Origin of the sequence: Protofrankia sp. Cj3 (assembly GCF_917627355.1) — a bacterium.
Taxonomy (GTDB): domain Bacteria; phylum Actinomycetota; class Actinomycetes; order Frankiales; family Frankiaceae; genus Protofrankia.
Genome location: NZ_CAKJTR010000001.1, coordinates 71365 through 84540, shown reverse-complemented (window position 1 = coordinate 84540; position 13176 = coordinate 71365). Strand labels below are relative to the sequence as shown.

11 protein-coding genes are annotated in these 13176 nt (G+C 66.9%); 6 read left to right on the top strand and 5 right to left on the bottom strand.

All coding sequences use genetic code 11. The features are described 5' to 3' along the window. Positions 1 to 216: 216 nt before the first annotated feature. Positions 217 to 1068, bottom strand: a complete 852-nt coding sequence (locus tag MJ783_RS00415; protein ID WP_239307881.1) for a DUF72 domain-containing protein — start codon at positions 1066 to 1068, stop codon at positions 217 to 219. Positions 1069 to 1115: 47 nt separating this feature from the next. Between MJ783_RS00415 and MJ783_RS00410 the strand changes: the two genes are divergently transcribed. Further along, positions 1116 to 1358 (top strand): hypothetical protein, encoded by a 243-nt coding sequence (locus tag MJ783_RS00410; RefSeq protein WP_239307871.1) that lies wholly within the window; start codon positions 1116 to 1118, stop codon positions 1356 to 1358. A 73-nt stretch (positions 1359 to 1431) separates the two neighbouring features. Here MJ783_RS00410 and MJ783_RS00405 read toward each other — a convergent pair whose 3' ends face one another. Beyond that, a complete protein-coding gene (locus MJ783_RS00405) occupies positions 1432 to 1869 on the bottom strand; it encodes a TA system VapC family ribonuclease toxin (RefSeq protein ID WP_239307870.1) in 438 nt (145 codons plus the stop codon). Next, a complete protein-coding gene (locus MJ783_RS00400) occupies positions 1866 to 2108 on the bottom strand; it encodes a type II toxin-antitoxin system VapB family antitoxin (protein ID WP_239307869.1) in 243 nt (80 codons plus the stop codon). The genes MJ783_RS00405 and MJ783_RS00400 overlap by 4 nt, the downstream gene beginning before the upstream one ends. A 300-nt stretch (positions 2109 to 2408) precedes the next feature. On the opposite strand from MJ783_RS00400, the gene tgmA reads away from it, so the two are divergent. The 3 genes from tgmA to MJ783_RS00385 are packed head-to-tail and all read left to right on the top strand — an operon-like array spanning position 2409 to position 4995. After that, on the top strand, positions 2409 to 2753 hold the full coding sequence (tgmA, locus tag MJ783_RS00395; protein WP_239307868.1) for a putative ATP-grasp-modified RiPP: 345 nt from the start codon (positions 2409 to 2411) through the stop codon (positions 2751 to 2753). Between the two features lie 21 nt (positions 2754 to 2774). After that, positions 2775 to 3788 carry a hypothetical protein gene (locus tag MJ783_RS00390; protein ID WP_239307867.1) on the top strand — a complete coding sequence of 338 codons (1014 nt, stop codon included), beginning with the start codon at positions 2775 to 2777 and terminating at the stop codon, positions 3786 to 3788. Further along, positions 3778 to 4995, top strand: coding sequence for a hypothetical protein (locus MJ783_RS00385; protein ID WP_239307866.1), 1218 nt, complete (start codon positions 3778 to 3780; stop codon positions 4993 to 4995). The genes MJ783_RS00390 and MJ783_RS00385 overlap by 11 nt, the downstream gene beginning before the upstream one ends. Positions 4996 to 5054: 59 nt before the next feature. Here the strand turns inward: MJ783_RS00385 and MJ783_RS00380 are convergent, their stop codons facing one another. Next, entirely contained in the window at positions 5055 to 9365 is a 4311-nt protein-coding gene (locus tag MJ783_RS00380) for an FtsK/SpoIIIE domain-containing protein (protein ID WP_239307865.1), read from the bottom strand. A gap of 181 nt (positions 9366 to 9546) precedes the next feature. Between MJ783_RS00380 and MJ783_RS00375 the strand changes: the two genes are divergently transcribed. Then, positions 9547 to 10653, top strand: coding sequence for an ecdysteroid 22-kinase family protein (locus MJ783_RS00375; RefSeq protein ID WP_239307864.1), 1107 nt, complete (start codon positions 9547 to 9549; stop codon positions 10651 to 10653). A 56-nt stretch (positions 10654 to 10709) separates the two neighbouring features. On the opposite strand, the gene MJ783_RS23415 is transcribed toward MJ783_RS00375, so the two are convergent. Further along, a complete protein-coding gene (locus MJ783_RS23415) occupies positions 10710 to 11606 on the bottom strand; it encodes a TetR/AcrR family transcriptional regulator (RefSeq protein ID WP_305039300.1) in 897 nt (298 codons plus the stop codon). A gap of 347 nt (positions 11607 to 11953) precedes the next feature. Here MJ783_RS23415 and MJ783_RS00365 point away from each other — a divergent pair, with 347 nt between their 5' ends. Further along, entirely contained in the window at positions 11954 to 13156 is a 1203-nt protein-coding gene (locus MJ783_RS00365; RefSeq protein ID WP_239307863.1) for an amidohydrolase family protein, read from the top strand. The last annotated feature ends 20 nt before the right edge of the window (positions 13157 to 13176 follow it).

Below are 13176 nucleotides of genomic sequence, written 5' to 3'. Positions count from 1 at the left end.
CGGCCGCCTGCACGACCACGACCGGCCGGCGTAATGCCGGCGCCGACCCGCAGGGCTCGCCGAGGTCGGCCCACCACAGGTCCCCTCGGCCTTATCGCCAACGCGCTGTGCGATCTGCTGCTGCGTCTGGCGGACGCCGCCGCTTATTGATGATCGGCGTGGGTTTGTCGTTGGGTACGGTTTTGGACCGGATAAGCGTACCCAACGACAAACTGTTCAGAAGAGGGTTGGCGGCCCAGTCGGTATCGGCTGAGGCAGCGCATCGAGTTCGGGCAGGCGCACCCGTACGTTGTCATGGAAGCGGCGCGCGAGTTGTGGTGCGTCGGCGTTGTCCGGGGTGTGAATAAAGACAGTGGGTGAGCGGCCCTCACGCAACCATTCGACGACAATGTCAATCCAACGCTGCCAGCCTTCGATCGTCCGTGCGGAAGCGTCGCGGCCGAGGTAGCGGATGATCGGCCGGTCGGTCAACGCGAGCGATCGGAGCGGTACGCGCGGCTTCTTGGTCCATGCGTCTCGTTCAGCGTCGCTCTGTGGTGGACTTTGAAATAATACGGTGGTGTCGAACGGAATCCATTCGGCGGCTGCGGTGGCAAGTGCTCCTTCGAGAAGTCGCGCCGCGCGGGGGTCGTTGAAGAATGCGGGGTGGCGGACCTCCACAGCGTACCGGTGGGACCTGGTGAGCTGGCGCAGAAAGCGGGCAAGTATGGGGACGTCGGCGGGGGTAAACGATCCTGGAAGCTGTATCCAGAGGGCGTGGGCCCGTGGGCCGAGTGGCTCGATCGCTTCCAGGAAGGCGTGCAGCACCTCGTCAACGTCCGTAAGACGGCGTTCATGCGTGATAATTTTCGGCATTTTGATCACGAATCGAAAGTCGGTGTCGGTCTGCCGTGCCCACGAGGCTACGGTGCTTTTGGCCGGCGTTGCATAGAACGTTGTATTCCCTTCGACCGCGTTGCACCAACTGGCGTAGTGTTGCAGGCGTTCGTGGGACGGGAGCGGGTGCGCCAGAAAGCGTCCTTGCCAAGACGTGTGCGTCCACATCGCGCATCCCACATGACAACGCATGCCCCAAGCCCCCATGAAAAAATCCGCCCGAAAAGCCGGACCCAAGCTTGCCCGCCAAGCCGTGCCCGCGTCACATGTACCGTACCGGTGTCGTCTATCAACCACTCCACTGGCCCATGTTCGCGGCATGTCATCCGGCCAAGCTCACGAATCCCACCCGGCTGGAGTACTGGGAACGCGACTGGCTCGCCCGGTTCCGCGCGCTCTACGCCGCGCACCGCGACCTGTCCACCGCCTGGGCAGCCGTCCGGGACAGCCCCGGCCTGGACTGGACACCGACGCCCGGCTGACCGCGGCCTACATCAGCTGGGACCACGCGATCGACGACCGTTGGCGCGGGGGTCAGTTCTCGTGCGTCAATGCCTACCTCGGGACGAGGGGGTTCTGGATGACCAGTGCCGGGAAGCGTCCGAAGCCGCGATCGGCGCTCCACAACGTCCGAACACCGTTTGCGTGGCACAGGGCGGCTATCCGGGCGTCATGGACCATCGGACCCCGCACCTTTCCAGCTCCGATCATGTCCCGTAGCGTCGGCCAGTACGTCACTCCTTCATGGAGCAACGTCAGCGACGGTGAGCCGAGCCACGCCTCCACCTGTGCTATGGCCTCGGCTGGGCTGCTGGGCGGATCGTAGATACGCGCGTGCGTCACTGTCGAGTAGAACTCGTGCACGCACGGCCATGGAATCGCCCACGCAGCCGGCGACTCGGCGAGGCCGCGGACAGCGGCAGCCGCCGGTTCGTGGAACGGCGAGTCACGCCGGTGCGCATGGACGAGGATGTTCGTGTCGACCGCAATCATGCACGGTCACCGTAGATTGCCGCACGCACTTCGTCCCAGCCACTGTCGCGGAACTCCGGGCGCAGGCCGTTGCCGTTTACCGACGCGTCCGGCAACCGAAACTGGGACGCCGAGCGGCGCCGTCCAAGGGCGGCGCGCAGCCCTTCCTCGACGAGGTTCCGCAGCGTGGTGCCTTCAGCGCGGGCCACGTCCTGTGCCTCGCGCACCAGCACCTCTGGCAAGTCCACGGTCGTCTTCATACTGCTAACCGTACCTCCGCTGCCGTACTCCCGTACTTCCGTACCGTGAATCGGCCGTACTGCGAATCGGCCATACCGCTGTACCGTGTGTCACCGTTGGTGATCTTGGCATGGCCATTGGTTTCTTATCGGGCGACCGGATCACGCGCTGGCGGGTGTGGGGCTGCCGAACGGCGAGGTGGCGGGCCCTGTCGTCAATGAGTCGCGAAGAGTTGTTGTAGCTAGCCGAAATTCTCTGGATACTGAGGGTTCATCCTGAGTGTGCGGGATGGGCTGTTGCTTCCAGAGGGAGGTCGTTGCATGGGCGTGCTGTTTCCGTCCGAGGACAGGCTGCCGATGTATCCGCGCACTGGTCTTGCACCCGAGGTGCCGGCGGGAACCGTGCGGCCGTGGGGGGTGCGGCGGATGGAGCCGCACAGGGCGCGTGGCGAGGCGGCCGGGCCGAGGGTGGTGCGGGTGGATCTCGACCCGGTGACCCAGACCGCTGTCTGTTACGACGCTGATGGACATGTGCTCGACACGGGCAGGCACAGCAGGACCTACCAGGGCACGGAGCGCTCGACCGCGACCGAAGGCAGCCGGGGTGATGGCCAGCACGGGGATCCGGACACGGACTTCGCGCAGGACTCGAACCCGGTGGACTGAGCGGTGTCGGATCAGCGGCCTGTGCTGGTCGTGACCCAGCTCGACGACCCGACCGCCGATCTGGTGGTCGCCGCGCTGAACGAGCGGAATGTACCGGTAGTGCGGTTCGACACCGCTGACTTCCCCACGCATCTGTCGTTCGCGGCGACGGTAGGCGCGGGGGACACCCGTGATGACCGCGGTGCCTTTGGTGGAATTTATAATCTTGATAACTATTGTCATATTGATGGCGTTGGCGGCTGGCTGCGGGCACGCTCCCGGACGGTGTTGCTCTCGGCTGTGCGCTCGTTGTACTACCGTCGCCCGAGTGCGTTTGTTTTTCCGGAAATGGCCCCGCAGGATCGGGCCTTCGCGATATTGCAGGCCCGTTACGGGCTCGGCGGGGTCCTGACCTCGTTGCCGGGTTGTCTGTACGTCAATCATCCCCATCGGATCGCCGACGCGGAGCTTAAACCGGCACAGCTGGCCGTTGCCGCGGAGGTCGGCTTCACGGTGCCGCCGACGTTGGTGACCAATGACCCGGCGGCCGCGCGGGCGTTCGCCGGTGCGGTCGGTCCGGTAGTGTACAAGCCGCTGCGGCTGCTGCCCTATGCCGACGCGGAGGGCCAGACGCGGACGGTGTGGGTACGGGAGGTGGACGCCGCTGACTTCGACGAGACGATGCGGCATACTGTCCATTTGGTCCAGGCTAAAGTCGAAAAAGCAGCGGATATCCGGGTTACGGTGATTGGTCGAGAGGTGTTCGCGGTCAGAATTGACGGCGAGCACCTTGACTGGCGTCGCGATTACAGTACGCTACAGTATACTGTGATGGATATTCCGGATCATGTGATCCGGGCGGTACGCGCCTACCTGGAGCGGTTCGGGCTGATGTTCGGCGCGTTTGACTTCGCGTTGGACGCGAACGATGTTCTTGTTTTTCTGGAATGTAATCCCAACGGCCAGTGGGCGTGGCTGGAGGAAGAGCATGCCGGTCTGCCGATGACGGCGGCACTCGCCGATCTTCTGGCGAGAGGATGCGTTGATGGCCGCTGATACAAAACTGCCGACCGGCGATATCGGCAGCCGGTTGGTCATGCTCGCCGATGCGCTGACGGCGCGCGGGGATCTGCGATCGAAGCCCTGGCGGGATGCGTTTCTGGCGACACCACGGCATGTTTTTCTGCCCAGATTCTACCGGAAAATCAGTAACAGCCCGCCCACGTACACCCCTGTTATCGCTGATTCGCTGGGCGACCAGGAATGGTTTGATCTGGTGTATACGGATGAGACCTGGATAACGCAGATTTCGGGTAACGACGACCTGTGGGCGCCCACGCCCCAGGTCCAGCTCGGGATGCCGACCAGCTCATCCACCATGCCGTGCCTGGTGACACGGATGCTGGAGGACCTCGACGTCCAGGACGGGCACCGCGTCCTGGAGATCGGCACTGGCACCGGCTATTCCACGGCGTTGCTCTGCCACCGGTTGGGCGACGCGGGCGTGGTCTCGATCGAGTACGACGATGCCGTGGCCGGCCGCGCCGCTGCCGTGCTTGCCAACATGGGCTACCGTCCGACCCTGCTGGTGGCGGACGGTGCTGCCGGCTATCCGGGCATGGCCCCTTACGATCGCATTATCACGACATGTTCCTTTACGCATGTCTCCTACTTCTGGGTGGAACAGGCCCGGCCCGGCGCGAAGATTTTTGTGATTTTTTCGGGTAGCGTGAAGGGCGGCACGTCGGTCCTGCTGGAGATACGAGAGGACGGCACCGCCAGTGGTTTTCTCGACGCGCGCCCGCTGTTTTTCATGGTATCGCGCCCACAGCTGCCCGCCGCGCTACCGATGTTCGTCATTCCCGAGCGCGATCCGTCCCGGGAACGGACCAGCAATCTCGACCCAGCGGTCTTCAACGACGCGACCTTCCGTTTTCTCCTCCAGATGCGTATCCCTGACCTGTCCTTCATCGGGCTTTTTGGCGGCGCGGAGCGTGATGCTTTTTTCCGGACTTCCGACCCTGATCGTTTCTGTGTCGCCCGGATCCACGATGACGGCACGCTTCGTGTACACGACTATGGAGCCAACCCAGTCTGGTCGATCGTCGAGGACACCCTGCACGGCTGGGATGCCCTCGGCCGTCCCGGGTGCAACAGGTTCCTGCTCACGGTCACCCCTGATGAGCAGACCCTCACGATTCCCGGTACCAGCCTGTGCTGGCGGATACCCGTACCTGTCCGGACAGCGGCTTGGCACGCATAGGGCCACCGCCGCTATGCCGGTACCTACCGGGCGCTATGTCCATACCTACCGGGCGAGACCTACCGGGCGAGCTGCACCAAGGCCGTGGCATGGCCGGTGGAGAGGTGACCGCGGCCGGGTGGGGCGGCGAAGAACTGGTCGGGCTCGAGCTTGAAGCCATGCTCGCGTGCCAGCACCGGGGAGGTGGGGGTGAGCAGCAGCCGGGCGCCGCTGCTCATGATCTCACTGACGACCCGGGCGAGGGATCGGCGTTGACCGGTGAGGATCAGTGCCGCGTCACCGCAGAGCACGAGCGCCTGCCGGCCGAGTGACCCGGGGCTTGCGATGTCCTGCAACAACGTGGGGCCGTCGGCGAAGTTGACCTGCGTCGGGATCAGGGTGATCTGATCGCAGTCGTCGACGACGACGGCGTACCGCTGGTCACCGAAAGCTTCGGCCTCGGCCCGCAGCTCGGTGTCCTTCAGTGTTGTCCCGGTCATGATCCGGACGTCGTCGTCCTCAACGAGTGCGGGCAGCGGTGAGCGCGGCGGGGCGATGATCAGTACGCCGACGCCCATCCGCCGCAGCCCGCGGGCCACGGCCGCGGCCGCGGCCGTCCGTCCGGAACCAGCCGGGCCGGAGACGAGCAGCAGCTGTGGCCCGGTGCCGAAGAAGTCCATGCCCACGGTGTCCGCATCTGGGCCGCCCACGCCGAGCGGGAGCCAGGTTCCAGATGGAGGCGAGTCAGGCACCCGCAGATCGTCGATGGTGACCTGGGTGGGCAGCGCGGGGAACGCGTGTGGCAGCCCGGCTGCGGTCGGCTCGATGCCGGAAAATCGGGCTGCGACCTGGGTGATCAGTGTGTCGGCGTCAACGTCCGGGCGGCAGATCTGGATGTGTGTCCCGGTGGCGGCGTCCACGGCTCGGCCGGGCATTTCCGGTGGGCTCGCCGTTCTGGACGCCAGGTGTGCCCGGCGTAGTTCCTCCTTGCCGAACGGCAGGAGCAGGCGTCGGTTGAACAGCGTCGCCACCCTGCTGGTGAACAGCTCCTGACCGCCGAGCGGCACGATGTGCACGCCGAGCGGCGGCCCGGACAGGGTCACCTCGCGCAACGTCGTCAGCAACGATGTTTCCTGGAATGCCGGGTCAGCGCGGTTCTCGAACCGTTCCCAGCCGTCGACCACGACGACGAGCCACGGATCCCGCTGCCCGCCGGCTGCCGCCCCGCCGTCCGATCGCCTGAACTGGCGCCGGCCGACCTCCTCGTTCAGCCAGGTGATGAACCTGCGGATACGGTCCGGCTCGCTGCCGGCGATCACCGCGCCGCAGTGTGGCAAGCCCGCGTAGGCCGCCAGCCCCGCCGGCTGGTGCTCGATGACGTACACCTGCGCCTGATCGGGCCGGAAGCGTGACGCCAGACTTGTGATCAATGTTCGGGCCAACGTCGTGCGGCCCTGCTGCGGCCCGCCGGCCGCCAGCAGCCTGTCGTGCCCGGCGAGATCAAGCGCCACCGGCGGCTGGGCCTGCGCGTCGGGTACGTCGGCGAGACCGTACGGGACAGCCGTCGCGGATGCTTCCTCGGTGGCCCAGGCCGCGAGGCCGTCGAGTGTCAGGTCCGCGGGCAGCGGCGGTAGCAACGGCCGCGGCGGCGCCGGGCGGCCCAGCCTGCGGGCGGCGGCCTCGATCGCGCGGACGGTGCGGGCCTGGTCGGTGGCCGCACCGCCGCGCTCGGTCGGTTCCTCGGGCCGCGCGGTGCCGAGCGCGGCCCAGTCCACGATCCGGATGCGGGCGGGGCGTGCCCCGCCGACGGGTGGCGGGGCACCCAGGTAGCCGGATTGGAACAGGCGTGGGGTCCGCGTCTCGTCCTTCGTGCACAGGATCATGCCGCGGCCACGCAGCCGGCCGGGGATGGCCGCGGCATCCGGTACGCCCAGGACCTCGACGCTGTCGGCCGGTTCGTTCTGCCGTAGCGTGATCCGAAGATCGATGTTGTTCTTCAGCTCGGCCGACAGCTTGCCCTGTAGCGACTGGGTGGCCAGCACCAGGTGCATGCCGAGCGACCGGCCCTTGGCCGCGACGTTGACCAGTGCTCGCAGGAAGTCCGGGGACGTCTCCAGCACCCGCGCGAACTCGTCGAAGATCATCACAAGGCGGGGGAGCGCGGGCAGCCCAGGCGCGGAGCGCAGAGCTTTCCAGTACTCGTCGATCTCGCCGCCGTAGCGGGCGAGCAGGGACTCCCGGCGGTTCACCTCCGCCCGTACCGAGGCGAGGACCCGGTCGGCCGCGGCCTGGTCGAAGACGTCCGCCGGCGTCTCGCCGGTGGAGCGGATGAGCGCGACGACATGCGGGCAGCGCTCGAACGGGAGGAACGCGCTGCCGCCCTTGAAGTCGACGAGGACAAGGTTCAGCTCGTCGGGAGTGTTGGCCAGCAGCAGCGACGTGACGAGCGTCTGCAGCAGGATGCTCTTGCCGGCGCCGGTGGCACCACCGAGCATCGTGTGCGGACCCTGTCCGGCGAGGTCGACGGTGACCGGCCCGTCCCCATCCGCGCCGAGGAGCACCCGGGTGGTCGGCCCCGGCTGGTCCGCCCACAGGGCGAGCACGTCGTCCGCGGATGCCATCCCCACGCCGACAAGGTCGAGAAAACGCACCGGGTACGGGATGGCTGTCTCCGCGTTGCCCAGCGACAGCCGGTCACGTAGCGGTGCGACGGCTCGTGCGAGCCAGCCCGCCTCGCCGGGGTCGATGCCCTCCTGGCGGCCGACCGCGGCCCGCTCGCCACGGCGGTGAGTGAGCCGGACGGCACCGCTGTCGTCGACCTGGCATTCGGCGCGGCACTCGTTCATGCCGTGCCGGTCGACGGCGATCACGTACACGCCCGCTTCCGGTCCGTCCCGCAGGATCGCCTTCATACCCGGCAGGTTGCGCAGCGCGAGCGCGCCGTCGAGCAGGACGACGACATCCTCGGCGAAGCGGACATTGGTCGCACCACGGCGTTCGGCGGACCGGATGGTGATCAGATCCCGAAGTTCGGCGATCCGGCTTGCCCGGGTCGCCTCGGTGTTGCCGACCCAGCAGGGCACCGGGCCCGCGTCACCGGTGGCGACATGCGGTAGCCAGGTGGCCCAGGCCAGGTGGTCACGGCTGCTTGATGTGATCAGGACGATCCGCAGGTCGTCAGGGCTGCGGAGCACGCCGAGCTGAAGCACCAGCCACCGGGCCAGCGCATCCGCCGGGCCGCTCGGGCCGGTGACGCCGAGTACACCCACGGCGCGCAGGTCAACCGTCAGCGGCACGCCACGCAGGGCCGGCTCGGTGAACCCGTCCCACCGTTCGCCGCGCAGGTCGATCGACGCGGGTTCGCCGGTGGTGCCCACCCGTAGTCGCAGGCCGTCGGGAGAGTCGGCGTTGCGCGGCCACACGCCGCGGCTGGCTCCGGTCGCGGCGAGGGTGAGATCGAGCTGGTCGGGTGCCTGCGCACGGCGGGCGCTCTCCTCGGTGGCCGCCGCCGTCGCGATGGTACGTAGTGCCTGGGCTTTCTCCGTTTCGAAGCGCCGGTCGTCGGCGGCGCGCTGCCTGCGGCCCACCACCTGGTTGCCGATGACGCTGACAGGACCGAGCAGGCACATCGCCAACACGACGGGGTTACGCATGGCCAGGAAAAGGACTCCACCGATCACGACCGGCAACAGCGCGGGGAGCCAGACAGCGCTTCGGGAGGCGGTATGACGAGCGGGTGCCGCCGGCAGCTCCACCTCGGCCCGCCTGATGTCGGGTGTCGCCGCGAAGGCACGGTCGAAGTCGAGGTGACCGTCCCGGCTGCGTGTCGTCGACAGCGGTGAACGCGGCAACGGCACCCACTCCATGCGGTCGGTACCGATCTCGAGGATGGCGCCGGCCGCAAGGGGAGCAGGCCCGGCCATGGGTCCGTCATCGACCAGGGTGCCGTTGCTCGAATCGAGATCTTCCACCGTCACTGTGGCGTCCTGGCACACTGTGAGCGCCGCGTGCCGGCGGGAGACCTCGTTGCAGGTGAGCACGATCCGCGCCTGCGAGTCCCGGCCCACCAGATGGCATCCTTGATCGAGCCAGACGACTAGGCCGGCGTCGTGCCCGTCGAGTATCCGCAGCGCGCCGACGATGCCGGGCGCAACAGCCCGCGGCTGCGGGCCCGACACGCCGACGCTGATCGTCGCGCCGTGCACCAGCGGGCTGTCGACGACGCTCCCAGCGGGGTCGAGCGGTCGGTCGCCGACGAAGCAAAGGCGGTTCCCCACCGGTATCGGCAGCGCGTTGAGCACGGAGCCGACCCCCGTCTCCGGATCGGCTGAAATCTCCACGTCACACCGGGTATCCGTACCGGGGTCGTGCACACTCAGCCTGATGATCATTTTCTGCGTCGCTCCCGAGCGCGTCCGGCATCACCACTGACAGGCATAATCACAGCAGGAAATCATCATTGACATGGCACTGACCGGTTTGCGCAGCGCAACAGCGCTGACGACCGTTGATGAGGATGACAAAGAGCGTCCGGCATTGCCCTGCGCTGAGGTATCTGTGCCAGAATCGCGCATGGCAAACTTACCCAGGTCGGTCGAGGATCTCACTCCCGCGATGCTGACCGCTCTGCTGCGTGAGGCCCATCCGACGGTCGTGGTCGACGGGGTTGATCTGATCGGGGCAGCCCGGGTTGGTGTCGCCACGGCTACCGGAGAGAAGGCGTCGACCGCGGATCGCCTGACGCTCGGGCTACGGTACGCCCCGGGACGTGACGCCGGGCTGCCGCCACGGATGTTTCTCAAGACCCTGCTGGTCAGTGGGGATGAGCAGGGCCTGCCGCGGGCCGCGCCGGCCATGTACCGCACCGAGATCGGCTTCTATCGGCAGGTCCGCACCCGACTGGACGTGGAGGCACCCCGGCTGTTCGCCGGTGAGCTCGACGAGGAGACCGGGCAGTTCGTGGTGCTGATCGAGGATCTTTCGCTGCGGGGAGCGACATACCCCAACGCGCTCGGATCGCTGAGTTCTGACCAGGTCGCCGCACTGCTCGCCGAGCTCGCCAAGGTCCACGCTCACTACTGGTCAAGTCCTGGTCTTCAGCAGGCCTTCCCATGGCTGGAGACACCGGGCTCGGGGGAAACCACGGAGTTCTTCCGAAGCACCGGCCGACGAATCTTCGACAAGCAGCTGAAGCTCGACTGGAAAGCCGAGATCGTGGCTGCGCTGGGGCGTCCGAACGATGAGCTCTGGGCGGCGCTGTGGAAGCTTGAAGATCTTATGGAGAAAGAACCGCGGTGCCTGCTGCACGGCGATGCTCATGTCGCCAACACCTATCTGCTGCCGACGGGGGGCGGCCTGCTGGACTGGCAGTTCTGTAAGGCTGGCAACTGGGCGCACGATGTTTCCTACCTGATCGTGACCGCACTCGACTCCGAGCGGCGGCGGGCCCTTGAGCGGGATCTCATCGCCGGCTATCTGGACGAGCTCGGTCGCCACGGTGTCGTGCCCCCCAGTGCCGATGACGCCTGGCTGCTGTACCGGCAGAACATCGTTTGGGGGGTGGTGGTGGGCTGGGTGATGACACCTCCCACCCATCACGGCCCAGCCCTGATCAGCGCCAACCTGCGACGGTGTGTCACGGCCGCCGCCGACCTCGGGTCCTTCGACGCTGTCGCCTGACCACGGACGCCTGACCACGGACGCCGTCAGCGGTGTCCCGGGCATCGCTGAGCTGATCAGCGGCCGGTGGGCCTGTCGGCCGTGGCGTCCGTGGCGGTGCTGTCGGCCGGCAGAGCGGGGGAGTCGACCGGGCCGGGAGCTTGGCCGAGCCGGGATGACGGGGCTGCCAGCATCCCGGACATGGCCTCGATCAGGTCTGTAACCAGATCGTCCAGCCTCTCGGCCGAGAGCGGGACGGCTAGGCCGTGGTCGGCGGGCGCGGTTGCGGGGCGCTCGGCGGCGTTGGCGTGCGCTTCGTTGGGGTGGGCTCGTTCGTAGTCGGCAAGCGCGGCGATGGCCATCCGCATGGCAAGGTTGAAGCGTCGCCGGAACACCGGCTCCGGCAAGGCGGGAAGCGCGTGCCACAGCATGTCCCGGGCCTGGCGAAACGTGGTGTCTGTCAGGTTGTCCGGCCGGCGGATGCGATGGTCGCGCGCATGGTCGGCCTGCAGCCGGGCCAGGAAACTGACGTACTGGCCGTGACCAACCAGCTCAGCCAACGGCCGCACGATGGCCCCGACCGTGGCCTGGAGCATGGCCGTCGGCTGCGCCGTCACCTGCGTGACCATCTCGGCTCGGCGCTCCGCGTCCGTGCCGGCCGGTCGCGTGGTCGCGTCGCTGGCACCGGCGGCCTGGGCGAGTAGTACCGATCTGCGTGCGTTGAGCACGGTCGCGCGATGTTCGAAGATTGCTTCGAGGAGTCGCTCCTTGTTACCGAAGTGGTACTGCGCCGCTCCGGTGTTGTGGCTGCCAGCGGCGGCCGCAATCTCGCGTAGCGACACCGCGTCGAGCCCTCGTTCCGCGAACAGGCGTTCAGCTGCCGCGATCAGGGCATCACGGGTGATCCTGCCGCGGTCGTAGCTGCCGCGTCGCCCGTTGCGGCCTCGGTCGCCGGTGCTGGTCGAGACGGTCACCCTTCCAGTCTGACGTGGGCGGCCGCCGGCATCGTCGGGCCGTCCGGACCGTTCCAGCTCTTTTCATCTTCTGGCACAACTGCTTTAGTTCTCGATGCCAGCTGACCCTCCGTCCGTCCAGGAGCTGTTGGTCGGTCGGGCTGTCGGTTATGTGTACGTTAGGCTCATGAGTTGATCATGAATGGGGGCCCCGATGGTGCTGCCGCGCGGGGTGCGGGGCTGACCGGGCCACGCTCGCGGGCCTGGTCGGCCGCTGGCCCCACGACCGGTTCCTGATCTTCCAGCGGGCCGGTGGCCGGCCGCACTGGTCACGAGGTGGCCACCCATGAAACTGCAGCGGAGGTTCGATGACAACTGACATTCCGGCCATCATTTCCGTGGACGACCACGTGATTGAGCCGCCGCACCTGTGGCGGGACTGGCTGCCCAGCAGGTACCGCGAGGTGGGCCCACGGGTGGTGCGTGCGCCGTACGAGATGATCCCGGCAAACGGCTGGCCGTTCCGGATGGCCACGAGCGGCCCGGAGACCGACTGGTGGGTGTACGAGGACCTCCGGTACGCAGTGGTCGCGGGAATGGCGTCCGCGGGCCTGAAACCGGAGGAGATCGGTAAGGAACCGGTGGGGTACGACCAGATGCGGCCAGGATTCTACGAGCCGGCGGCACGTCTGGTTGATATGGATGTGAATCATGTCGAACGGTCCCTGTGCTTCCCGACCTTCCCCAGGTTCTGCGGCCAGACTTTCTACGAAGCCAAGGACAAGGACCTCGCGTTGGCGTGTGTGCACGCCTATAACAACTGGATGGTCGAGGAGTGGTGCGGCGACAGCGGCGGCCGGCTTATCCCGCTCTGTCTGATCCCGTTGTGGGACGTCGAGCTCGCCGCGGCCGAGGTGCGTCGAAACGCCGCTCGTGGTGTGCGCGCTGTCGCTTTCAGCGAACTTCCGGCAAAGCTTGGCCTGCCAAGCCTGCACGATGCCGAACGGCGATGGGATCCGCTGCTGCGGGCCTGCGCGGAGACCGCGACCGTGATATGCATGCATATCGGCTCGTCCTCGCAGTTCCTCACCACTTCGGCGGACGCGCCGACCAGCGTACGGATCGCAATCACCGCGGTGAACTCCCAGATGGCGATGGCGGACTGGCTGCTGTCCGGCGTACTTGCACGTTTCCCCACCCTGAAGATTGCTTTCTCGGAAAGCCAGATCGGGTGGATGCCGTACCTGTTCGAACGCGCCGACCGGGTCTGGCGTATGGGTAATGCCGCGTCCGGGCTGCCGCCAGAAATGACGGAGGCGCCCAGCAGCTATGTGGCCGGCCGGGTTTACGGGTGTTTTTTCGAGGATGACTTCGGGCTTGTCAGCCGTCATGCCATCGGCGTAGACCAGATCACTTTTGAAAGTGACTACCCGCACCAGGACACCACCTGGCCGAACACCCGTGGCTACGCCGAACAGGCAATGCGGGATATTCCTGCCGCTGATATCGAGAAGATAGTACGGACGAACGCCATCCGCATGCTCGAGCTCCCGCCGGTTCTCGCCGGGTAGCGGCCATCGCCGACGACCAT